Genomic DNA, 23,914 nt, shown 5'->3' with positions numbered 1-23,914 from the left:
TTCAAATGTATGCAAAAGATCATGCCAGTCCAAACCAGTGAACTAGTGTAAATCCAACTAAGGACAACAAGACCGAACCTATAAGCCCAGCTGCAAAAGACTTCATCCCCAGTCGTCTAAATGCCGCCAAATCAACATTCAAGCCAAGTCCAGCCATCGCCATAGCGATTAGCATATAAGCTATCGTTACAATTCCATTTGCCACTGATGCAGATACAATCCCTAATGAATTCACACCACTTACGAGTAAGAAACCGAGAATAAACCAAGGAATAGGAATACTTTTCCACGAGGCTTTAGACTGAACTCCCTGAACTTTTCTTTCCGCGCGATTCGTCCAAATCCCAATTAATATAGCCACAGGAACAAGTAAGGCTACCCGAGTCAATTTAACGATGACCGCCATATCTACTGCTGCATTCCCACCTGCATCAGCTGCTGCGATGACGTGAGCAATTTCATGTAAGGTAGCTCCAGAGAATACCCCGTAGCCTAGATCGGATAAGCCTAGCAAAGGGTACAAAAAAGTGTAGAGCAACGTGAATATTGTACCTAATATAGCGACTATCGCTGCGCCAATCGCAGTTTCGTCGTCTTTCGCTTTGATTTGTGGAGCAATCGCCACCACCGCTGCCGCACCGCAGATCGCTGTTCCACAGGCAGTTAAGATACTGAGTCGTTTATCAACCTTGAACAGTCGAGCAAGCCCGTAGACAACAGAGATCGTAAATACGATCACGATAACAGCCAGTAGAAATACCCTTGGACCCGCAGCTACGATATCCATTAAATTCAACCGCATACCAAGCAGGATAATTCCTAGACGCAGTAGCTTTTTGCTGGAAAAATCAGTCCCTTGAGTGATCGTGCCCGGCACTCCGACGGTTGCCCGCCAAATAATTCCGATTAGAATGGCAATGACCAGTTGGCCCATAATAGAGAGAAATGGAAAGCCTGCTAAATACTTTGCGACTAATGCAATGATTAAGGTCAATCCAATGCCAAGCGCAAAACCAACCTCTTTCTTATGGTTCGATTGGTATAATCCCTGTGAATCCCCCATGTCGTGTACACCCCTTGTATGAATCTCTAGATGACGGAGGTATGTATATCCCCCATGAATCAACAATAATACGCCATGGCTCGAAAGTTAAATACCAATATACTATCTGTAAGATTAGTAATCCTTATGCTTGAATTTGCGCAAAAAAAGCTCCTTCGAGAAGCAGCATGCCAGAGCAGCCGCCTCACCAAAAGAGCGTCGTTTGTGTTCCTATATTACATTCAAACTTCCAGCGTCTGAAGCTTAGTACCCTTCGGTAGTACAGAAGTTATATACTCGTGAACCGGATGTTGTCCTTCAGCTTCCGCAAGCACCGTCACAATTCCTTGGTCCGTGCCCGTTCTGATCAGACGTCCCATCCCTTGTTTAAGTCTCAGCAGCATGTACGGCAAATCCACCTCTTCAAAAGGATTGGAGGTCTCCGCACGTTTCGCCATAAATACAGGGTCGAGCGGCGGATAAGGCAGTGCCCAAATGATCACATTAGATAGTGAAGGTCCTGGTATGTCTAGTCCTTCCCATAGCGTTACCGCACAAAGCACACTATGCTCATCCCTTTGAAAAGCTGAGATTAGATAGCTGATCTCTTGATCTCCTTCAAAGAGGAAAGAATACTTACTGGATTCTGCTGTCTGCGAGCTGAGCTGCTTGAACTGCAGAAGTTCTTCCCGAGTACGGAACAGCAGCAGGGCTCTTCCTTCAGTCTGCTCGATAAGCTTTAGAGAGATCTCCATTTTTTCAGCAAAATCACCGCTCCGAAGCTCTGGCACATAGACATTCATCTGATGCTCATAATCATAAGGTGAGTCTACAGAGAAAGACAGAAAGTCTTGAATCCCAAGACTGTCCTTCAAGTATTGGAATGATTTATCCACGGATAAGGTAGCCGAAGAGAATACGATTGGCATTTTTTGCGTGAACAAGCTGTCTTGGAGTACTTCCTTAACATTACGTGGCATTACCGACAGCGTTAAGCCATCGCTATCTTCTGTAGCCCAGCAAATTAATGCACCTGAATCCTCAAACAATCTCAAGGCAATCTCTATGGTCTCCAAACGTTCTTCCACAATCCGCAATTGATATTCATCAATCGTATACAGTCCACTTTCGAATACTAATTCTTCTTCGATAGCAGCAATTACACTACGCATGCGGTGCACCTCACGGATTAGCGGTGCGTTAAGCGCAATGCTTTTTCGATCCGATCCAGGAATGCTGCGGCATTGACGACGAATGTATTTAAACATCTGCTCACTCTGCATAATCGCTTCATCAATAAGTACCGCGAGCGTCTCACGAATCTCATTCTGTAACAGACGAGAGATTAGTTCTTCAAAGACAACATGCTTCATTTTATAGCCTAACGCCTTCATGGCGGCAGATTCTAACAAATGCCCTTCGTCAAAAACAACGGCACAATGTTCTGGAAGCAGAGGAATTTGACCCTCTCGCTTACGCGCTTCATAAGTCCAAATATGTTCCATGTAATAATCGTGAGAACAAATGATCAAGTCACTTGATTTCCGGTAATGATCACGGGACAACGTCTGCCCACAGCGGTGACGCATATCGCAAGTAAAACAATCCTGAAACGTATCCCAATTGATCTTATTCCATTGCTCATCGTTCAAATCTGGATAGTCCCTACGGTCGCCATAGGCATGGAACTGCTGCATCGGTGCATGAGAATGTACAAAATCAGGTAGAGTACTGTATAAACTCTCCAGCGGCAAGCTCCCATCATCATTGTTGCGTGCGTGATCCAGCTTTTTCAGACACATATACTTGTCCGGAGATTTCGCTAGTCTGGCATCAATATTCATATTCAGATGCTTCGCAAGCTTGGCAATATCGCCTTCCGGTTTCACAAGCTGCTCGATCAATGACTCATCCGCACAAGCGATAATCGCAGGTTTGCCCATATACCGCGCATAACAAATGCTATATAACAAATACACTAAAGTCTTACCCGTACCGACCCCTGCCTCAGCAAAAATCGTCTTTTTCTCAGCAAAAGCTCGCTCCACCTGAAACGCCATGTAAATCTGTTCATCACGGACTTCAAATCCTGCCTCAGGAAGAATTTCATAAAATACATCTCCGACCCATTCTCCTACTTGCTCCATAAAAGGTCTGGTCCGATCATATTCAAAAGGATACTGTGTCGCCAACAAGCCTACCTCCAATATTTGATCAGGCATATCACGTATGCCATGAAAAATAGAATCAACGGAAAAACTCTATTATCTCATAAGATTGGAATAATTACAAAGTAGTTCGTTTGGATAATTTAACGGTTGTTACAAGTTACTATAGCAGGCAGGAGGATCATTACCTTTAATAGAATAAACAGTTACAGGAATGTATTGGAAGAATCGGAAGATCTCTGATAAAAGGGAGGGGTAAACTTGAAAAAAACATTCATAATCATTTTAATCATTGCAGTGGTTGCTCTTATTTTACCAATCGTATCCACTCCATTTATTAACAATTACATTGCATATTCCACAAAGAAAAATCTAATGGAATTATCTTTGCCGGATAAAACTGAAAGGGTAGATGCTTTATCATCCGCTGGGAAATTAATGGGGAATGGAAATGGAATGCAATTTTTCGGCGCTATTTTAATCAAATCGGAACAAACTTTGGAACAATTAAATAATTTTTATGCAAATTATCGTGAGAATAATTGGAGTTATATCGTTGAAAAGCAAGTGAGCAATAACATTGCCTTTATTGAACATCGTGATTTGAAATTCAAAGCATTGAAAGCAGATAAAAAACTAGTTAACTATTATATTGTTTACACTTGGGGCAGTAGTAATTATCCATTAAGTGATCTTGACATACGAGGGCATTAACACTTAAAGGATGTAAGTATTAAACCAAAGAGAGGGAAGAACATGCATTGGAAAAAGTATTTTATTCTAGTGTTACCAACGATAATAATTGGGCTATTTTTATACTCCTTTCTTCCAGCACGCCAGAGGCCCTATGTTTTATTAGTTCCTATGATATTCTGGTTGATATATCACACTTGGATTTATATTGAAAGAAAACAAATGAAATAAAAACGGCAATCAAGGACTCTTACATTCGTCCAGGACTGCCTCATTTTTTAAAAGATTAATCAATTAAAGTACTTGCTTCCAAAAGTCCGTCCCAGCAAAAACAAACTCTTTATTCAGCGCTTCTCCCCCACCCTCAAAGCAATCTGCCCATGGAACACGCTTCTTCCTCAGGGACGCAGCATCCTTCACGCCATATTCCTGATAACTAACGGTTTGCTCATTCGCTGCGTTATTCCAGTTGTCCCAGCCCATAGGATGAATATGCAAGCCCATCTGACAACCCACAAACACGGTCTTCGCGTACTCGCGCCAAGGACGTCCTAGAAACACTGGAGCAATATCAGGATCGGCTGTTAAGAAGCAATTCTTAAAAATGTAGCCATGTGACTGTCCCTCGGGTGTCGAAGCCGCTGTTATATAACCGGAAAGATTCTCATTATGACGTAAACTGCGAATCTCACATTGATCGAAATAAGCCGTGGCACCGCCAAAAATAAAATCGATGGTTCCTTCTATATAGCAATGCTGATATAACTGACGATACTGGGCGTGATGTTCTCTCAGCGGAATACCTCCGAATGCCCTTCGCTCTCGTGGAGCAGGTGGTAAAGGTCCGGTGAACAATGTGTCCTGATACCCCTTAAAGATGCAATTTCTGAATACGGTTTGGTCACAATGCGCATAGACGGCTAGTGCCTGCCCAATACGCTCTCCCTGCCCAGCACTATTGGTTATCACCAGATTCTCTAATACCAAATGACTGCCGCCCAGAAATAAAGTTGGAGTAGCAAACGTATTGATTTCTTCCCCCGCTTCATCACGCTCTTTGGCATAACGGTTCATGGTTATTTCCACGTAGCCAAGTCCTATAACCGTAAGATTAGAACGGTAAATCCGAACTACCTCTTGATAGATGCCGGATAAAATATAGAGCGTAACCGCTTGGCTGGTTGGCTCACCCTCTAGCGAATCTATCGCCTCTTGAATGGTGCGATAATCGCAAAAGGATTCTTTGCCCACTACTAGCATTGTTGTCTGTTCCCTTCCATGGATTTTAGAGATGCTTCGCCAAAAATTGCTGCCATAATGTCCGCATTTCCAGAGTCTCCATATGCCCTCCACTTCCCACTAGCGGTTGCCAATCTTCTGGGCTCCCTGCTGTTTGGTAAGCTTCAGACAATCCTTGAGCCAGATGCTCAACACCTTCAATCGGACATAACCGATCGTTTCTGCCTACTAGACTCATTCGTGGGCGGGGAGCGATCCGCTTTTGAATGTCGAGCGTTGTGTAATGCTTCAATAACCCGGGCACATATGAATAGTAGCCATGATGATCTAATCCTCTTACAGCAATTAGGGTATGTGCATCTACTTGACCACAGATGTCGACAATCACTCCTACCCGTTCGTCTAATGCAGCCAGCCACCATGCCATCAAACCACCCATAGACATGCCGATTGTTGCGATTCGGGAAGCGTCAATATCCTCACGTTGGCACATGTAATCCAGCATTCGAATATTGTCATACAGCATCATGCCCCACATGACCTGCCCCTTCCATAGCATTTCCTTCACTAGCTCACTCTCAGTTTTACCGCCACGCTCATTAAACCCCCACATATCGATACAGCAAGCAGCGTACCCCATCTCCGTTAGGACTTTAGCAAAAGAGGGCTGTTGCAAATAGGCGCTGCTGCGAACAAACTCATTACGTCCATTCGCGTAATTTCCCCCATGAGAATGATTAAAGACAACCAGCGGAAACGGTCCTTCTCCATCCAAAGGAATAGCAACATAAGCAGGTACCCGTTCCAATCCATTCAGATCAAGCAAAAGGGATTCGAGGCGATATCCATCCCGTTCCTCTTGGTTTATCACAGTTACCGAAATCGGCTTATCCGTTGGAAGATCACCTAACAGTTCCTTCAGTTTATCCGGCGCCATGGCTTCCCCCCTTTACGGACACACATTCTGTACTGTGGGCGAAACGGTAACTTGTTCTACTAGTTTCTCCGGCTTTTTCGTGTTCTTGGACTGACAATTCACGATCTCTATGGCTTCGCCATTTTCAATGTAAAAAGCAGGTCCTTCATGATTCTCGATAGTCACCTGTTGGAATTGTACATCCCTTGCATTGCCTAGGAAAAATCCGCGATTGTTCATGTTCTCGATTCCTGTCATCATGTCCGGATGCCCGGGAACCGCATTACTTGCCATAGAGATATCAATATTTGAAAAAGTAATCTCCGATACATACTGCTCCGCCAGCCCATATAAGAATCCCGCAGCAGCATGAACATTACGTGCGGTAATATTGGCGAAATGGATACGTCTAAAGCATGGCGTTTCATCAGTGATCGGATAAGGATTTTTATCCCACACATATTTTTCTTTCCCGCGCGGCCCACAGAAATAGTATAGATTCAGAGTAAATGGACAAATGACGTCTTCCATTACAATATTACTGATCCTAATGTCTTCAATAGTTCCACCACGACCCCGTCTTGATTTCATACGAATGCCACGATCGGTTTGCTTAAAAACACAGTTGCTAATGGTTACATTCCGAATATCTCCACTCATTTCACTTCCAAGAACAACTCCACCATGCCCATGAACCATGGTACAGTTTGTGATCGTGATATTCTCGCATGGAATACGTCCTTTCGTATCTTCAGTTCCTGCTTTGATAGCAATGCAGTCATCACCTACATCAATATTGCAGTTACTTATCCGAACATTCGTACAGGACTCTGGATTAATACCATCTGTATTCGGAGAATCAGCCGGGTTCAAAATGGACAGGTTATCAATCGTCACATTGTAGCAGGCCACAGGATTAACGGTCCAGCTAGGAGAATTCACCAGCGAGACATCCTTAATCGTTACCCGCTGACAGCTATCAAAGCCAATCAAAGTCGGACGGGGGTACTTTAGCTCTTCCCGACGGTTCCGAAATACATCCCACCATGCCTTACCATTACCATTAATAGTTCCGCTTCCGGTAATCGATATATTGACTAAACCTTTACCATGAATACAAGGTGTATGAACCTGCTGCTTCACCCCTTCCCATCTACATTCCACCGCAGGGTAATTCACAGGGTTCGTACTGAATGAAAGGATCGCTCCTGGATTTAAATTTAATTCAATATTGCTTTTCATAACAATCGCACCCGTATAGTAAGTGCCAGCTGGCACATAAACAGTTCCTCCACCAGCCTCACTTGCCGCTTCAATCGCACGCGCAATTGCTTCTGTCGCTAACATTCCGCTATTCTTAAGCGCACCAAAATCGTCAATATTATATACGGACATTCTATAGCACTCCTATTCTATATCAAATCCAGCCTCTTAATTGTTCGTATTCCACACAGGCTTGTAGGAAAGCACCCACACCTTTTTGGTCATTCGTGACAATAGGCTCACTAATGTAATAAGCAAAGGTACCATCTCTTTGGTCCACTCCACCTAACCCCGCTACTTGGCAATTCTTATTTAGATTGACCCAACCTTCTTTGGTTTCTAGTACAAATTCGCTTATAAGTCCTTGGAAGGCGCGGTCTAACGGTTCGTACCAACTAGCCTCTAACACGCCTAATCGAATGCCTTTTGCCATAGCGTACACAATCATGCTGGAAGCAGAAGCTTCTAAATAATTTCCTTTGCGTTCCCCCAGATTCACTACTTGATACCAGACTCCAGATTCAGGATCCTGATATTTCTTCACAGCAGTTAAAGTATCATTTAGAATTCGGACCAGCTCTGGATAATCAGAATGCTCACTCGGCAATAACTCTAGAACATCAACTAAAGCCATAAGATACCAGCCAAGTGAACGCGCCCAAAAGTTAGGAGATAGCCCTGTCTCGGGGTCACACCAAGGCTGAATATGTTGTTCATCCCATGCGTGATATAGCAGACCCGTTTCCGCGTCTTTAGTGTGCTTCTCACATAAAATAAATTGTTTCGTCACATCTTCAAGCCCCTGCCCTTCCTCAAAGGCTAGCAAGTAGGCTAAATAGAAAGGTGCACCCATATAAAGACCATCCAACCAGATTTGATAGGGATAAATATTTTTATGCCAAAAAGCGCCTTCCGAGGTTCGTGGATGTGCCTTTAGCTGTTTTCTAAATAAGGTAGCCGCTTGTTTATATTTTTCCTGCTTGGTTTCTTTATATAGTGTGAATAATAATTTCCCGTTATTAATGTGATCGATATTGTACTCGTCCAAATGATAGCCCTTAACGCTGCCATCTTCCTGAATAAAATAATCCATATGATCTTGAATGAATTGCAGATACTTCGCATCGCGAGTTTGCTTCCACAGCCATTCAAATCCATTCAACACCACACCATAGTCATAGGTCCAGCTTCCGTTGTAGCCTTTATCCTCATAGAGCTTTGGTGTCCTCGCCATGATAGAGTCTGCCGTGTGAATTGCCCAATGTGATCTCTTCATCCCAACCCCCTGAATGTTATTAAATTTAAGTACTACCTTCTCCCACAAAATAATAGGACTTGATTCTCAGTCCGAGAGAATCAAGTCATTGTCTAGTAATGTACGAACGAATCAATCTTGAATTAAACTCTGCATCTCCACACAAGCCATCACCAACGCGCCCACGCCATGTAAATCATTCTTAACTTTAGGTCGAGTGACATAACTCTCGTAATCCCCAGCCGAAGTACCGATACAGATGTCCGGCAAAATTAATCTATTCTGGTCATCCCACTGAATCAACCTGGTTAACCCTTCATAGCCTTTTCTAGCTGCAGCTATAGCCATTTCTGTATCACTTACAATGCCATGCTTCACGGCTTTGGCAATCGTATAGACAAATAAACATGACCCTGAGGTCTCAAGCCAATTATCCGGCTCGTGCCCCTTGTCCACGACCTGATACCAAAGCCCACTCTCTTGATCCTGATAACGAATAAGGGCATCAACGAATTCACTTAAAGTAGAAGATAATCCAGTTCGAGCGGGATCATGGACGGCCAACAGATCAAGAAATTGCGACAATGCGAGACCATACCACCCTAACGATCTGCTCCAGAATTCTGGTGAACAGCCTGTCTCCGGGTTCGACCACGGCATCCGGCGACTCTCGTCCCAAGCATGATATAATAACCCGGTTGTCTCATCTTTCATATGCTTGCGCATTAACTTCTCCTGATGGAGAACCGTATCACGCAAGCTAGAATCGCCATAGACATTAGCATATTTTAACGAGAATACACCTGCCATATAAAGCCCGTCTAACCACATTTGGTTAGCATATTTATCCTTATGCCAGTACCCACCCTCAGAGGTTTTGTTTAACGTAAGCAATAAATTTCTCAGCTTCTCTGCAGCAATGCGATACTTGAGTTTACCTGTCCGCTTATGAAGGTTAAACAGCAATTGTCCGGCTTGAACGGCATCTAGCTCATCACGGGCAAAATAAAAGTTACCGTATTCATCTACCAAATCATCCACGTATGCCTGAATATACTGGATATAGCGGTCTTCTTGATAAGCATTCCACAACAGCTCCATACCACACAGAAATACGCCTTGATGGTAGTGCCAACGATGTGCCGGAGGAAGCTCTCCCGCTCTGTAAGTATCCATTAAAGAATCGCATGCCTTTTTTGCCCACTCTATCGGTGTTGTTGGTATCCTGGCAGTCATCTCCAAGCTCCTTCCAAAGAATAATCTCTCTTTCAATGCTTGTTAGCCCTTCATAGAACCTAACATTGCTCCTTTAGCAAAATGCTTTTGCAGGAATGGATATACACATAGTATTGGTAGAGTAGCTACAACGATAACAGCCATTTTAATCGTTTGATCTGGCGGTGGAGCAGCAGCATCCAGTGTAGCGCTGTGATCCATACCGCTGGCAAGGACAACAATTTGTCTCAGTAGAACCTGTATTGGCCACTTCGTACTATCATCCAAATACAGAATCGCATTCATGTAGGTATTCCAATACGTAACCGCATAGAACAATCCGATAGTCGCTAACGCAGGTAAGGATAGCGGCAATACAATTCGAAATAATATTCCGAAGTCATTACAACCATCAATTTTGGCTGACTCCTCCAGACCATCTGGGATATTCTGAAAAAATGTTTTAAGGATGATCATGTTAAATGCACTAATCGCTGAAGGTAGAATAAGTGATGCGTACGTATCAATTAGTCCTAATTCCTTCACTACGAGGAAAGTTGGGATCATTCCACCATGAAAGAGCATGGTGAACACAACCATAAAGTTAACCACTTTACGTCCGTCCAGATCTCTTCTAGCAAGAGCGTAAGCCATCAGAGAAGTGATTAACAAACTGAAGAATGTACCAATCACCGTGACACCAATGGAAACACCCATGGCTTTAAATATTGTATTCGTTGAGAAGATATACTTGTAAGCTTCCAGACTCCACACTTTTGGTATCAGTACAAATTTATTAGCCGCTAGCTCTGCAGTCGTTGTAAATGAGCCTGCTACAACGTGCATAATCGGAAGTATGGTAATTAAAGCTATGAGCGCTAGCAGCGTAAAGTTTATAGCCGAAAAAATTCTACTACTGATTGTTTTATCATGTACCATTTCAATTCCTCCCAGAACATATCAATAAACGCCTTCTTCGCCCATTTTCTTAGATAATTTATTGACCGACATTACCATAATCAAGCCAACAATCGATTTAAAGAATCCAATGGCTGTGCTGTAACTAAACTGTCCTTGTCTTAGACCAGCAGTATAAACATACGTATCGATAATTTCCGCGACTTCTCGATTCATGGAGTTAAGTAGCAGATATACATGTTCAAATCCAAGATCAAGAACGGAACCAATTTTCAGAATAAATAATGTGATAATTACCCCTCTAATCGCTGGAAGAGTAATATGCCAGACTTGTCTGATTCGTCCAGCTCCATCCATACGTGATGCTTCGTAAAGCCCTGGATCGATGGCAGCAATGGAAGCGAGATAAATAATCGTTCCCCAGCCTGCTTCTCTCCAAATCACCTGAATAATATACATTGGCCTGAACCATCCTGGGTCAAGCAGGAAATTGATTTGTTTAAATCCAAAATAGGAAAGTAACTCGTTGATGATCCCTCCATCCATCGTGACCATAACAAATGAAATGGAGACGACGATAACCCACGACAAAAAATGGGGTATATAGAAAAGACTCTGAAAAGTTCTTTTGAAAAAGGTGCCTTGAAGTTCATTTAACATCAGGGCAAGGATAATCGGAATCGGGAAATAGATAAGAATATTCATCCCGAAAAGCACAAGTGTGTTCACCAATATATTTAAGAAATCCGGCTCTGTGAACAACCTGCTGAAATGCTTCATACCCACCCAATCACTGCCCATTATTCCTTTATAAGGCTTATAGTCTTGGAATGAGATAATTAATCCATACATAGGGAGATATTTAAAAATAATAAAATATAGCACTCCCGGTATTAGCATGACGTAGAGCAATTTATTTCTCCATAGCCGCTTTTTTAGTACGCTGCTGCTTTTATAAATCTCTGGCTCAGGCTGCATTTTAGGGGCTGAACTAGGCTGTGCGGTGACATCCTGCATGATACTCTTCCTTTCTCCTTCTTTATTCAAACACGATATTACTGAACCCTGTGAGGAATAGAAAAGGTTGTTGAAACAAGATCAACAACCTTTTCAGCTATATCGTTTAACTATTCGAGCACGGGTTACTATTTTTTGTATAAAGCGTTGTACTCTTCAATAATTTTAGCTCCACCACGGCTCTTCCAATTCTCAACCTCTTTTTCAAATCCAGCTCTGTCGAGCTGTCCATACATATACTTGTAGGTTGCATCTGTAATAATTTGCTGAATCTCAACACCTTTTTCAGTGTAGGTAGCTGAGTCCATAGCCACTGTTGGATCTGCTACACCCACTTTAACGTTCTCAAGTACCAATTCTTCTGCATGAATACGGCCTGGCAGAACGTTATAACTTTGGTACATGCCATTAGTTTCGTATTCTCCGATAACACTATCCTTGAAGCCCTTAACTTCACGTTCGATCAAATCTTTGTCATCCGCAGGTTTCGCTTTACCGTCTACAACGGTATAGTGAGTCCCTTCAATTCCCCAATACATCAAGTTAGCTACTTCTGGTGTCATCATTTGGTCAAAGAAAGCAAGGATCTTCTTGAGTTCTGCCTCATCCTTCACAGCAGATTTCGGGAACATGACGACATTGTTATACCCGGGAATCATCCATTGCGCATATTTACCTTCTGGACTCGCAACCATACTATGCGTATCTAGAACAGCATCAGGGAAAAGCTTAATGGTATCTTTGTTGAGGGTATCTATATCTTGTATAGAGCCTCCGATATAGAGCCCTGCTTTACCAGATGTAAACATGTTTACAGCATCCGTTTTACTAGTAGCAGCAAAATCCTGGTTCATGTATCCGCCTTCACGAACTTTTTTGAAGAAGTCCATCGTATCGAAATACTCATCGAAGGTAAATTCAGGTGCTAATTTGCCATCCTTCTCTCCCCATGAGTTCGGAGTTCCAAACCAAGATGAGACTGTTTTGAACGCACCATAGGTCAACTCATTACGGTCAACAATACCTATAGTATCTTTTATTCCATTACCGTCTGGATCTTGTTCCGTGAAGGCCTTAGCCATTTCGAACAATTCATCTACATTAGCTGGTGCAGCAAGTCCTAATTTATCTGCCCAGTCTTTCCGATAGATGATCCCTTGACGTGCCAGAGGGCGGCCGATATACAAGGTGTACAACTTGCCATCCACTTTGGTGTTATTCAGAATTTCAGGTTTCAATTTACTCAGATTCGGGAATTCACTTAAGAGAGGACCAATTTCCCAGAACTGACCGTCTTTAATCGCTTCTTTCATCTGAATGAAGGTTGTTTGATTCTTTAAATACGTCACTTGCGGCAGTGAGCCAGTCGCAAAAGATGAATTCAGTTTTTCTTCGTAAGTATCAGCAGGGAAAAATTGGTACGTCAACTTCGTGTTGGTCAATTTCTCAACTTCATTCTTAATCGTGTCAGGTGGTGTATCAGTCGTATTTAATGGAAGCATAATCTTGATTTGTGTCGGCTCTTCTTTTACATCTTCTTTTGCTGCCTCTGTCTCTACCGGCTTAGCAGTGCTCTCACTACTTGCAGTTTCAGAACTTGCTTGATTGTTGTTACCACCACATCCAGCCAGCAATGTGCTGAGTGCTAACAGTGATGTCAACAACATGGTGAAGGATTTCTTCTTCATACCATTTTGACCTCCATAATTTGTATTGGTTACGAGTCCCACATTACATCGTTGGCAAAGTTACGAAAACAATCATTTCCCCATAAAGGGCCGTTCTTAAAGGGATCTGAGCAAATGATTATGGTGATAACACAAAAAAATCCACTGCGTCATCCGCAGTGGATCAAACTAACCTATTTACTTCTCTATCCCAAGCTCAGCCTCACCATATTCCTTAATAATCTGATTTCCTCCGTTGGCTCTCCATTTCTCAACTTCCTTCTGGAATCCCTCAACGGTTATATTGCCTAGTATGTAATTGTACGTAGCGTCCACAATGATTGTAGACAATTCCACATTCTTTTCATCATAGGTAGAAGAGCTTAAAGACACGGTCGGATCGTCGACCAGAAAAGATTCATTATCTTTACTTAGCTGATCCGCAAGTGAGGTCAATTGCTCCTTCTGAGCCACCTCCATAATGTTCTTATTACTAATGTCTGCAATCATCAAAGAATATAACGGATTTACTTCTTGCACCCGCAGCTCCGAAGTCTCCTCGGGAAGAATGATTTTTCCTTCCTCAAGCTTATAATGGCGCCCTTCAAACCCATACATCATTATATTCGCTACATCTTTATCCATGGTTCGATCAAAGAATTCGAGTACCTGGCGGAGTTCATCCTCAGTAGCAATGGCTTTTTTGGAGAAGAGATAGAGTCCATTATAATTGGGTATCGACCACACCTTATATCCTTCAGGCCCTTCGATCCGATTGATTAATGTAAGTTCTGCCTTTGGATTCAAATTCTGAGCTTCAATAGACAGCCGCTTTACATCTGTCATACTGCCGATAAATACACCAGCAATACCATTAATGAACTTATCGCGTTGTACTTCTTTGCTCGTTAAGGCGAAATCCTGATTAATAATTTTCTCATCATATAATTTCTTCATGAAATTCATAGTGTTCATATACTCAGCGGTCACAAATTCAGGTACAAATTGATGATTCTCTAGTTTCCAATTATTTGGTGTGCCAAAATACGAACTTAACGTCTTAAATACCCCATACACAAGATCATTTCGATCGACTAATCCGTAGGTATCCTGTTTGCCATTCTGATCTGGATCGTTGTATGTAAATTGTCTCATGACCTCATATAGTTCATCCAGTGTTTGCGGATTATTTAAATGAAGATTGTCGAGCCAATCCTTGCGTATAATAACCCCCTGTCTGGAAGAGGGGCGTTCCGTATATAAGCCATAGATCTTACTATCTACAGAAGTCTGCTTAAGAATGGCGGGGTTCAGTTGTTTAAGATTGGAGAACTCCTGAAGGTATGGGCCGATCTCCCAAAAGGCATCCGAACGAATAGCATTTTTCACCAGATTATAATCTGAGAATTTTACAAATGTGACCTTTCCGAGGGAATTGGTTGTAAGCGCCGTGTTCATCTTATCCGTGTAGACACCCTCTGGAACCCACCTTATATCTAGCTTCACACCTGTCAGCCTTTCGATCTCTGCCATAATCTCTTTCGAGGGCTGTTGCGGAAAATGAAGGGGCGCCAAAATTGAGATACTCGGGGGAGACACTTTTGGGCCGGAATCGGCAGATTCCTTATTGTTGCAAGCGCTTAAGAAAGAGAAAACGAGCAAAGCAAATAAACAGAAATACATCGTTGCCCTTCTATCCATTGATACTCTAGACATTTTGTGGCCTCCTAGATATTGTAAGGATTATCACCTGAAAGCTTGAAGATTTTACATTTTATAAGCATAATTAGAGCTAATGATTATCGCGAAGCGAGATGATTATTGTTATTTACTACCAAGTTACATACACTTAGAACAAGTGTCTACTTCTACATAAGTAAAGGTGCTGAGTCTCGTGAGACCATTAAGCTTTCTAAGTAAGCTAACGATGTTTGCCTTTGTAATTAGCACGCTGCCTGTATTGTTCATCGGTTCTTTTTCATATCTCACATCATCAAAAGAAATTCAGAAAAACGTTAACAACAGTAAAATGGAACTTATCTTACAAATCACCTCAAATGTAGAACATAAGTTAACAACTGTCAATCAAACATTAAACCAAGTGATCAACTCCAGTGTATTAAAAAAAGCACTAAATAACCCTTTAAATGAAACCGATTTCATTTTGTACAATGATTTAAGAAACGAAATTCGCAATATGCAATCCTTCGATACGAAGCTGGAAGATGTCATCTTATTAAATCAGCAGCAAAATTGGATGATCAAAAATTCGGGAGTCTATCGTTTGGATGAATACAAGAACTATGCACAGCTCTCAAATCTGATGAATATCGCCGAAGATACCTCGTGGATTTTGAACCCATCCTCCCTATTTTATAGCGAGGAAAGCATCAACGTTACTGGCTGTAACTACAGCATTAGTCTTATCAAGAAACTCCCGACCAATAAGCTGCAAAAGTATGGGCTCGCCTTAGCTAATATTCCTGTCTGCAGTCTTCAAGATTTCATTAATTCTGATGTACAGCCACTCGACGATATTATCGTTCTGGATAAGGAAGGTCGGTTCTTGCTCCATCCGGACCGCAACTTGATCGGGAAGCCTATGAGGGAAGGCGGTTTTACAGAAGATTCTTTCATTGCTAATCCCTCCAAACTTTCAGGACAGTTCAAAACCGTGATCCACAAGAAAAATTACGCTGTCACTTACATGCGCTCTCAGATGAATGGCTGGGTTTATCTTTCGGTCACATCCATGGAAAGTTTAACGAAAGAGTCTCAAAAAATCGGTCTGTTTACGATATTCGTATGTACTTTTATGCTTCTTCTCTCCATTCTCTTGGCATGGAGCGGATCAAGACGGATGTACACACCTATTGAAAGACTTCTCAATCAGATGGGCCAACGCAAAACGGATATCAAATCCAGACATACAAATGAATTTCAGATTATCGGAGAACAGGTTCATTCTTTATTTCAATCTAAATCTCAGCTGGAAAAAGAAGTCCGTCAGCATATCCAGCAGGTTCGTACCTTCTTCTTAATTAATGCTTTCCATGGCAACGTTAAGAAGCGTGATCTGCTCGAAGAGCTGGAACAATTCGGCTATCACAAGCAACTCGAAGAATGGAAGACGATGGCTGTGATTACGTTGTCGATCGATTTTGCCGAAGATTCCAGTTATGAAAAAAAAGATCTTAATCTTTTATTATTCGCTGCCCACAATATGATTGAAGAGTTAGTCTGCCCTGAACAACGACTGGCTCCTGTAATTATGGACCATGCGGTGGTCGTATTATTGGGGAGTCCGAACTGTGATACTCAGTCTTTTCACAAAACTCTATATTCACTTACGGAGAAGCTTCAACAAGAAATCAATAATTACCTCAAAGTACAGGTGAGTATTGGGCTGAGCCTTCCCTTCCACGACTTACCGAAGTTATCCATTGCTTACAGAGAAGGCCTTGAAGCTCTAAAGCATCGGATTAAGCTTGGTAAGGGTGTCATTATCCAGTACGAAAATATTAACTCTGGCAAACATTATCTGAACTTGAACTATCCTACCCATAAAGAAAATGATTTAATGGATGCTATCAAGCTGGCTGAAACGGAAAAAGCCAAGGAGCTTATTCATTTGCTCTTTAAATCGATTTTTGCCCAAGAGCTGTCACCGCAGGAGTACCAGATCCCGTTGACGCGCCTGCTCAATAATTTACTCATTATGATGCAGGAATCCGGTATTAGCTTGAATCAAATTTATCATGCCAATGGTTCAATTTTTGAGGAGCTGCATGATCTTCATACTGTGACGGAGATTGAGGATTGGTTCTGGAGCATGGTCATTTATCCGATGATCAAGATTTTTAACAGCAGACAGAATGCGCAATACCACAACATTTCCGAGAAGATCATCGATTTGATACAGCATGATTATGATACCGATCTTACTTTAGAAGAGTGTGCTTCACGTCTGCATTATAATGCCAACTATATCAGCAGTGTCTTCCGCAAGGAGACCCAGTACTATTTTAGCGAATATTTAACGATGTACCGATTTAAAATGGCGAAAAAATGGCTAAAGGAAACCGACATGCCCATTAAAGATATTGCAGCCAAATTAAGATACAACAATTCTCAGAACTTCATTCGCTCTTTCCGTAAACAGGAAGGCATGACACCTGGACAATACCGGGAGCACAATGCTGGCACAAAACTTAAATCCACCTTTGACGAATCGATGTAAAAAAGACCATAAATACTGCTCAGGTGGAATCAAAAAAAAAGAGTCTCTCTTTTTTTTTGAAAATATGTTAACGTGTGCATATACCCTTTTAAGGAGGAAATGGAACGAAATGTTGAGCTTTCGTCTACACCCTAACCCTACAGAGCAAGCTGAGCTTTCTCCGGAAACCTCGTTACTTACCCTCTATCCGCTTAAGACGGACCAGCCACGCCCTTTTATATTGGTATTGCCTGGAGGGGGTTACCAGCATTTAGCTAAACATGAAGGAGCACCAGTCGCTCATTGGCTGAACAGTCTAGGTATTCATGCCGGTGTATTAGATTATCAGGTCGGAGATTTTAGCGTCACTTCACTGTTAGATGATGTTGAGGAAGCTCTGAGGTGGATTAGGGGCGCCTCACAACATTGGAATGTAATCTCAAACAAAGTTGGGATGATCGGATTTTCGGCAGGCGGACACCTAGCGTCTATCTTCTCTACCACAAGAGCAGAGAAACCAGATCTTCTTCTGCTAGGATACCCAGTGATCACTTTCCAAGCGCCTTATGCCCACATGGGAAGCCGACTTCATTTTCTAGGAGACAATCCAGCCCCAGCGGAGCTGCGCTCCTTTTCATCAGAATCACAGGTAACTTCACGGACACCTCCAACTTTTATCTGGACTACAGCAAATGATGCCAGCGTTCCTGTAGAGAACAGTCTGTTGTTCTCAAATGCACTATCGGAGCAAGGGATCCCATTTGAACTACATATCTTTGAAGAAGGACGGCATGGTTTAGGGCTTGCTAAAGAACATCCTCATTGCCGGCAATGGCTTTCCCTTGCTGCGAATTGGTTAAGGGAACATCACTACACTAAAACAGAAGAACTTATAACACCCACGTTATTTATTGCGGGCGATTCCACTGCGGCTATTAAGGGTGCTGGAGAAAAACCAATGACCGGCTGGGGTGAATACCTGCAAAGTTATTTTGGGACTTCTGTTCGAGTTGAGAATCGCGCCATTAATGGCCGCAGTACTAAATCTTTTATATCAGACGGCCGCCTGGATGCCATCCTTAAAGACTTCAAAGCTGGCGACTACCTTTTTATTCAATTCGGGCATAACGATGAGAAAAAAGAAGATCCCTTGCGTTACACCGATCCCGACACTGAATATCGCCGCAACCTTACTCAATATATAGAAGCTGCTCGGCAGTTAGGAGGTATTCCCGTTCTGCTAACCTCTGTGAGTCGCCGCCGATTTACTTCAGATGGACAGCTTGACCCGCTTGCTGTAGGCGCTTATCCCGAAGCCATGAGACAGGTAGCTGAAGAAACGCAAACACCGCTGCTTGATATTTTCGCAGCTTCGCAAGCGCTCTATTGTTTATTAGGTGAAGAAGAATCCAAGAAATTATTCATGCATTTGCCAGAAAATATACATCCCAATTACCCAAACGGAGTTACGGATGATACGCATTTTTCAGATGAAGGTGCTCAGCAAATTGCTAAACTTGTGGTTCAAGCCCTTAAACAAAACACAGCCTCCCCTATATCAAACTTACAACAACTTTTATAAGGAGTGATTACAGATGTCTCTAATTAAAGAAGTTATTACAGAGTACTATCGTATCCCTTTGCCAGAAATCATGGAGGACGCAAAACATGGCCTGCATACTCACTTTGAAGTTCCCATTGTCAAAATTAGAACGGATGACGGTCGTGAAGGGGTAGGTTATACCTATACTGGCGGATTTGGCGGCAAAGCGATCTGCTCACTAATTGCGTATGAATTAACACATATCTTAATTGGCAAAGATGCCAGCTGTGTAGAAAGTATCTGGGAGCAGATGAACTGGGGAATACATTATGTTGCACGCGGCGGTCTGGCTAGTTTCGCCATTGCAGCTTGTGACATTGCATTATGGGATTTACGTGCGAAGAAAGCAGATGAACCTCTCTACAAACTTCTGGGTGGTGCTAGTAATGAGGTCAAATGCTATGGCGGCGCGATTGATTTAAATTTCCCATTAGAAAAGCTCCTCCTAAACAATCAAAAATATTTAGATATGGGTTTGAAGGCTGTCAAAATTAAACTAGGCCAAAAAACACTAGCCGAAGATGTGGAACGAGTAGCTGCGGTACGCCAATTGATCGGTCCAGATGTGGCGTTTATGGTCGATGCGAATATGAGCTGGAGTGTGGAAAAAGCGATAAAAGCCGCACGCGAATTTTTGAAATACGACATTCTCTTCTTAGAAGAACCAACAATTCCAGAGGATTATGCCGGCTATGCACGTATTGCCGAAGAAACAGGAATGGCCGTTGCAGGCGGAGAGAACTTGCGCACTTTAACCGAATTCCATCACATGCTGCAATATGGTCATGTGGATTTCCCTCAACCCGATGCTTCCAATATAGGCGGAATTACAGGCTGGTTAAAGGTAGCTCACTTAACTCAAGCTTATAACCTCTCCGTCTCTACACATGGGATGCAGGAATTACATGTTAGTTTGTTAGCGGCTATGCCAAATGCAGGTTATCTCGAAATGCATAGCTTCCCTATCGATCAATACACTACACGTCCTCTAGTGATTAATAAAGACAATGGGATGGCTATTGCTCCTGAAGTAACGGGCACTGGGGTTACCTTTGATTGGGACAAATTAGCACATCACAAACAACAATACTAATAGGAGCGATTAATCATATGAGCATTCCCCTTCATCTAGGTGTTCGAGCACATGATTTCACACAAGTTCCATTGCATGAGTTAATTGAGAAAATTAAGTCCTATCATTTCGCTCATATCCAGTTTGCACTTAAGAAGTCTTTTCCTGATAGTGCCCCTAATCTTACGGCTATCAGCCCTGGAACGGCCAGTTATTATGGCAATGCCTTTAGGCAAGCAGGTATTCAGATTGCGGTGCTTGGCTGTTATGTAAATATTGTAGACACCGATCCACAAAAACGGGCACAAGCGTTAGCCGCGTTCAGTACCCATCTGCGCTTGGCCAGAGATTTCGGCGCTAATCTGGTTGGTACGGAAACCGGAAGTGTGGGAGTTGGGTTTACCACAGATAATTTTACAGAAGAGGCTTTTCAAGAGGTAATTACATCGGTAAAAGCTATGGTGGCAGAGGCCGAGCATTTTGGTGTGACGGTAGGAATTGAAGCTGGACTCCATCATCCGCTGTACACCGCATCCTTAACTCGCCGACTGCTGGATGAGATTTCTTCTAACAATCTTCAGATCATATTGGATTGCGCTAATCTAATGTCGCCAACAAATTACTTACATCAAGAAGCTATTATTACGGAGGCTTTGAAGCTCTTAGGAGATCGAATTGCCATTATTCATTTAAAAGATTTTATCGTGCAGGATGGAGCCATCAAGATCGTTCCTGTGGGTCAGGGATGGCTAGAATTCGAGCCGATTCTTCGTTATATGAAATACGAGCGCCCGCATATTCAAGGCATACTAGAAAGCACTCCGGAATCACATTTGGGAGAGAGCATTGCCTTTTTACAGGGGATATATGAAGAAGTGTAGCGTGAAGCGTGGATTTTTATATTCTGTTTAACATCCGTTTGACCTCCATGAAATAAAGGACTGTTATGATCAAGACATCAAGAGTACCTGGGAGGGGTTCTATGCGTCTTGCTTTATTTACAGACACATTTCTTCCGCAAACGAATGGTGTTTCACTCACGCTTCAGCGCTTAACCACTCATTTGAACCGGCGAGGTATCGAGCATCTGCTATTTTCGCCGAAATCTGCTCCTGAAGACAGCTATGCCGATCCCATACGTCCCATTACCAGTATCCCCTTTTTCTTATATCCAGAATGTAGACTCGCGCTGCCGAATATGTCCTCCATCCAGTCAGAGCTAAAAGCTTTTCGTCCTGATCTGCTGCATTTGGCAACTCCTTTCAATATCGGCTTATGCGGCCTGCGTTATGCGCGAAAGTATGGTCTGCCTCATATCGCCTCCTACCATACCCATTTTGACCGCTATCTTGAATATTACCGGATGAAAAGAATCGTCCCACTCTATTGGAAGTACATGAAGTGGTTCCATCGGTCCTGCGATGCTACCTTCGCGCCCTCCAACGAAACACTCGATTCCCTCCAAGTCCAAGGCTTTCAACGTTTAAAGCTTTGGTCTAGGGGCATCGACTGCAATCTCTATACTCCGAAAAAACGCAGCCATCAGGTCCGCGATCGTTACGGAATTACCGCACCGTTACTGCTTCTTTATGTGGGAAGGATTGCACCTGAAAAGGATATCAACACCCTATCTCTCGCTATGCAGCAATTGCCTGAGTCTATGCAGTCTCAGGTGCATTGGCTAGTCGTTGGAGATGGTCCCCTTCTCCCAGAGATGAGAACACAGGCGCCGCATAATGTCACATTTACAGGCTATAAGCACGGTGAAGAGCTGGCTCAATTGTATGCCTCAGCTGATCTATTCGTCTTCCCTTCCAGTACAGAAACCTTCGGCAATGTTGTCCTTGAGGCTATGGCTTCGGGGCTGCCTGTCCTCGCCGTAAATGAAGGCGGGGTAAAGGATCTGATCACACCCGGTCGTAACGGAATGATTGCCCCACCTCGTTCCCCGGATGTTTTTATTCGTGAAATTTGTGCAAGTATAGAGCATCCCCACAAGCTGGCTGCTATGGGGTATGAGGGTCGACAGCTGGCACTCGACCGCTCGTGGGAGAGCATTTTCGATGGACTCATTCACGATTATGAAGAGATTCTTGAGCATAGACGTTTCGACCTTATACCGGCTTTACTACCATTAGTATAATAATGACGATAGTCAGTATACTCCTTGATCATTCAGCAGCCCAGTTCTAGACTATAGCCAATACGATATGTCATGGGCATTTCTCTTCTTCAATCCTATTTTTTCATTATGTTATAATAATGGAATCCTTGCTAGGAGGGGAAAAGATGGCCCTTATTCATTATGTTGAGTACAATACTACACACGCGAGCAATTTTGTTATAGATGTTCCTGTGGGCTATCACTGGCTTCTTGTAATCACCAAGACCCCAGCGCAATTCTGGGTAAATGGCGGGTTCAAGGAATACCCTGCTCACAGCGCAATCCTCTATCGTCCATTACAAAAAGTCTATTATCGGGCCTGCGCTGATCATTTTATCAATGATTGGATCCGCTTCGAATCCAATGAACCTTATATTACGGAATCTCCCCTTCCGCTTGGGGTTCCCTTTGCCCTGAGTGATCCGGACTACTGCCACAAGTTGTTTGAATTGCTTGTCGTCGAGCATAATTTTAACCGGGATTGTAAAGAATCTTCCGTCGATTATTTACTCCGGACGTTGTTCAACAAACTATGGGAATCCTACTTCCAAGATGATATTACACCTCAATACTACAAACTACTGAAACTGCGTACAGCTATTCAAACTAACCCGGGCGATTACTGGACAGTTTCGAAGATGGCGGATTTTCTTCGAATCAGTCCTGGTTATCTTCAGAACATCTACAAAAAAACGTTTGGAATCTCCTGCATGGATGACGTTATCAACAGCCGAATCCGTATGGCAAAAGAATACTTAATTCACAATGCTCAAAGCATTGCTGAAGTCGCTTCCCGGTGCGGATATCAAAATGTGGAGCATTTCTGCAGGCAATTCAAACAATTGACCGGACATACGCCGAGAAACTACCAGAAGTATGCAAGGGGTTAAAGCGGAAAGAGAAATGTGAAGAACTATCACACTACTTTTTCTTTGAAAACTAGTCCTCAAGATAGTCTATACTGACGGAGACGTTGATATAGACTTCTTTAAGCTGACCATTGATCAAAGGGAAATGTCGCTGCAATTCTGGGATAATCCCACCATGCTCCATAAAGAAAAATGTGTTTTGTACTCCACATCGTTTCAACCGTCAATTTGGCTCCCGATAAAGTTGATGTTGCTGCCCCGTACATCCCAACCACGAACATATCCATATCATTCTGCCAGTAAATCAGCATCCTAAAATTCATGTTCAAAACTATTCCATGAGTTCCATCCCACGGGTGGCTTCAATCCAAGTTGTTATTCGAATATATCAATGATTGATGTTGCTAGAGCTATATACAACTTGTTGTCAGCGAATGGGCAGTTTTTTTCTTCTTCACGGGACAGAGCGTCCTTTGGAATTTTTGCTCAGAAGTTCGAAAAAATTTTAATTAGGTCTCAAAATATATAAATTTTAATTTTTTTAAGTTCCATCTAACAATAGATCAATAACTGGTGAGGATAGGTCATTGTTTG

Annotated in this window: 19 protein-coding genes; 7 read left to right on the top strand and 12 right to left on the bottom strand. The window is 42.7% G+C overall.

From position 1 onward, the window contains the following. Window positions 1-19: 19 nt before the first annotated feature. A complete protein-coding gene (locus ACDZ28_RS18900; protein WP_042126138.1) occupies window positions 20-1,063 on the bottom strand; it encodes a YeiH family protein in 1,044 nt (347 codons plus the stop codon). A gap of 221 nt (window positions 1,064-1,284) precedes the next feature. After that, entirely contained in the window at window positions 1,285-3,264 is a 1,980-nt protein-coding gene (locus ACDZ28_RS18895) for an ATP-dependent DNA helicase (protein WP_375102501.1), read from the bottom strand. Window positions 3,265-3,471: 207 nt separating this feature from the next. Here ACDZ28_RS18895 and ACDZ28_RS18890 point away from each other — a divergent pair, with 207 nt between their 5' ends. Then, window positions 3,472-3,924 (top strand): hypothetical protein, encoded by a 453-nt coding sequence (locus tag ACDZ28_RS18890; protein WP_375102500.1) that lies wholly within the window; start codon window positions 3,472-3,474, stop codon window positions 3,922-3,924. A 273-nt stretch (window positions 3,925-4,197) separates the two neighbouring features. On the opposite strand, the gene ACDZ28_RS18885 is transcribed toward ACDZ28_RS18890, so the two are convergent. From ACDZ28_RS18885 to ACDZ28_RS18845, 9 genes are all read right to left on the bottom strand, one after another. Continuing rightward, on the bottom strand, window positions 4,198-5,163 hold the full coding sequence (locus tag ACDZ28_RS18885; protein WP_375102499.1) for a pectinesterase family protein: 966 nt from the start codon (window positions 5,161-5,163) through the stop codon (window positions 4,198-4,200). Window positions 5,164-5,188: 25 nt separating this feature from the next. After that, the gene (locus tag ACDZ28_RS18880; protein WP_375102498.1) at window positions 5,189-6,079 is read right to left on the bottom strand and encodes a dienelactone hydrolase family protein; all 891 of its coding nucleotides are present in this window, start codon (window positions 6,077-6,079) and stop codon (window positions 5,189-5,191) included. A 12-nt stretch (window positions 6,080-6,091) separates the two neighbouring features. After that, the gene (locus ACDZ28_RS18875) at window positions 6,092-7,453 is read right to left on the bottom strand and encodes a glycoside hydrolase family 28 protein (RefSeq protein WP_375102497.1); all 1,362 of its coding nucleotides are present in this window, start codon (window positions 7,451-7,453) and stop codon (window positions 6,092-6,094) included. A gap of 22 nt (window positions 7,454-7,475) precedes the next feature. Further along, window positions 7,476-8,597, bottom strand: coding sequence for a glycoside hydrolase family 105 protein (locus tag ACDZ28_RS18870; protein ID WP_375102496.1), 1,122 nt, complete (start codon window positions 8,595-8,597; stop codon window positions 7,476-7,478). 111 nt (window positions 8,598-8,708) lie between these two features. Next, window positions 8,709-9,812 (bottom strand): glycoside hydrolase family 105 protein, encoded by a 1,104-nt coding sequence (locus ACDZ28_RS18865; protein ID WP_375102495.1) that lies wholly within the window; start codon window positions 9,810-9,812, stop codon window positions 8,709-8,711. 42 nt (window positions 9,813-9,854) lie between these two features. Further along, a complete protein-coding gene (locus ACDZ28_RS18860; protein WP_076120028.1) occupies window positions 9,855-10,730 on the bottom strand; it encodes a carbohydrate ABC transporter permease in 876 nt (291 codons plus the stop codon). A 21-nt stretch (window positions 10,731-10,751) separates the two neighbouring features. Further along, entirely contained in the window at window positions 10,752-11,687 is a 936-nt protein-coding gene (locus ACDZ28_RS18855; RefSeq protein WP_231574253.1) for a sugar ABC transporter permease, read from the bottom strand. Between the two features lie 167 nt (window positions 11,688-11,854). After that, entirely contained in the window at window positions 11,855-13,414 is a 1,560-nt protein-coding gene (locus tag ACDZ28_RS18850) for an extracellular solute-binding protein (protein ID WP_375102494.1), read from the bottom strand. A gap of 177 nt (window positions 13,415-13,591) precedes the next feature. After that, entirely contained in the window at window positions 13,592-15,109 is a 1,518-nt protein-coding gene (locus ACDZ28_RS18845) for an extracellular solute-binding protein (RefSeq protein WP_042126119.1), read from the bottom strand. Window positions 15,110-15,287: 178 nt separating this feature from the next. On the opposite strand from ACDZ28_RS18845, the gene ACDZ28_RS18840 reads away from it, so the two are divergent. From ACDZ28_RS18840 to ACDZ28_RS18815, 6 genes are all read left to right on the top strand, one after another. Further along, the gene (locus tag ACDZ28_RS18840) at window positions 15,288-17,633 is read left to right on the top strand and encodes an AraC family transcriptional regulator (RefSeq protein WP_375102493.1); all 2,346 of its coding nucleotides are present in this window, start codon (window positions 15,288-15,290) and stop codon (window positions 17,631-17,633) included. 109 nt (window positions 17,634-17,742) lie between these two features. After that, window positions 17,743-19,194, top strand: a complete 1,452-nt coding sequence (locus ACDZ28_RS18835; protein ID WP_339290150.1) for a GDSL-type esterase/lipase family protein — start codon at window positions 17,743-17,745, stop codon at window positions 19,192-19,194. Between the two features lie 13 nt (window positions 19,195-19,207). After that, entirely contained in the window at window positions 19,208-20,308 is a 1,101-nt protein-coding gene (locus ACDZ28_RS18830; RefSeq protein ID WP_339290148.1) for a mandelate racemase/muconate lactonizing enzyme family protein, read from the top strand. Between the two features lie 17 nt (window positions 20,309-20,325). Next, window positions 20,326-21,168 carry a sugar phosphate isomerase/epimerase family protein gene (locus tag ACDZ28_RS18825; protein ID WP_375102492.1) on the top strand — a complete coding sequence of 281 codons (843 nt, stop codon included), beginning with the start codon at window positions 20,326-20,328 and terminating at the stop codon, window positions 21,166-21,168. Window positions 21,169-21,269: 101 nt separating this feature from the next. Then, window positions 21,270-22,430, top strand: a complete 1,161-nt coding sequence (locus tag ACDZ28_RS18820; RefSeq protein WP_375102491.1) for a glycosyltransferase family 4 protein — start codon at window positions 21,270-21,272, stop codon at window positions 22,428-22,430. Between the two features lie 146 nt (window positions 22,431-22,576). Further along, window positions 22,577-23,341 (top strand): AraC family transcriptional regulator, encoded by a 765-nt coding sequence (locus ACDZ28_RS18815; protein WP_042132030.1) that lies wholly within the window; start codon window positions 22,577-22,579, stop codon window positions 23,339-23,341. 98 nt (window positions 23,342-23,439) lie between these two features. Here the strand turns inward: ACDZ28_RS18815 and ACDZ28_RS18810 are convergent, their stop codons facing one another. Beyond that, entirely contained in the window at window positions 23,440-23,643 is a 204-nt protein-coding gene (locus ACDZ28_RS18810) for a hypothetical protein (RefSeq protein ID WP_375102490.1), read from the bottom strand. Window positions 23,644-23,914: the final 271 nt, after the last annotated feature.

This window comes from Paenibacillus sp. RS8, assembly GCF_041956825.1.
Taxonomy (GTDB): domain Bacteria; phylum Bacillota; class Bacilli; order Paenibacillales; family Paenibacillaceae; genus Paenibacillus_AQ.
This window is presented reverse-complemented; position numbering and strand designations above follow the sequence as displayed.

Bases quoted from the DNA above. Each gene is read 5' to 3' on its own strand.
- ACDZ28_RS18900 (WP_042126138.1), bottom strand. From the start codon at position 1,063: ATGGGGGATTCACAGGGATTATACCAATCGAACCATAAGAAAGAGGTT.
- ACDZ28_RS18895 (WP_375102501.1), bottom strand. From the start codon at position 3,264: ATGCCTGATCAAATATTGGAGGTAGGCTTGTTGGCGACACAGTATCCT.
- ACDZ28_RS18885 (WP_375102499.1), bottom strand. From the start codon at position 5,163: ATGCTAGTAGTGGGCAAAGAATCCTTTTGCGATTATCGCACCATTCAA.
- ACDZ28_RS18880 (WP_375102498.1), bottom strand. From the start codon at position 6,079: ATGGCGCCGGATAAACTGAAGGAACTGTTAGGTGATCTTCCAACGGAT.
- ACDZ28_RS18875 (WP_375102497.1), bottom strand. From the start codon at position 7,453: ATGTCCGTATATAATATTGACGATTTTGGTGCGCTTAAGAATAGCGGA.
- ACDZ28_RS18870 (WP_375102496.1), bottom strand. From the start codon at position 8,597: ATGAAGAGATCACATTGGGCAATTCACACGGCAGACTCTATCATGGCG.
- ACDZ28_RS18865 (WP_375102495.1), bottom strand. From the start codon at position 9,812: ATGACTGCCAGGATACCAACAACACCGATAGAGTGGGCAAAAAAGGCA.
- ACDZ28_RS18860 (WP_076120028.1), bottom strand. From the start codon at position 10,730: ATGGTACATGATAAAACAATCAGTAGTAGAATTTTTTCGGCTATAAAC.
- ACDZ28_RS18855 (WP_231574253.1), bottom strand. From the start codon at position 11,687: ATGCAGCCTGAGCCAGAGATTTATAAAAGCAGCAGCGTACTAAAAAAG.
- ACDZ28_RS18850 (WP_375102494.1), bottom strand. From the start codon at position 13,414: ATGAAGAAGAAATCCTTCACCATGTTGTTGACATCACTGTTAGCACTC.
- ACDZ28_RS18845 (WP_042126119.1), bottom strand. From the start codon at position 15,109: ATGTCTAGAGTATCAATGGATAGAAGGGCAACGATGTATTTCTGTTTA.
- ACDZ28_RS18835 (WP_339290150.1), top strand. From the start codon at position 17,743: ATGTTGAGCTTTCGTCTACACCCTAACCCTACAGAGCAAGCTGAGCTT.
- ACDZ28_RS18830 (WP_339290148.1), top strand. From the start codon at position 19,208: ATGTCTCTAATTAAAGAAGTTATTACAGAGTACTATCGTATCCCTTTG.
- ACDZ28_RS18825 (WP_375102492.1), top strand. From the start codon at position 20,326: ATGAGCATTCCCCTTCATCTAGGTGTTCGAGCACATGATTTCACACAA.
- ACDZ28_RS18820 (WP_375102491.1), top strand. From the start codon at position 21,270: ATGCGTCTTGCTTTATTTACAGACACATTTCTTCCGCAAACGAATGGT.
- ACDZ28_RS18815 (WP_042132030.1), top strand. From the start codon at position 22,577: ATGGCCCTTATTCATTATGTTGAGTACAATACTACACACGCGAGCAAT.
- ACDZ28_RS18810 (WP_375102490.1), bottom strand. From the start codon at position 23,643: ATGAATTTTAGGATGCTGATTTACTGGCAGAATGATATGGATATGTTC.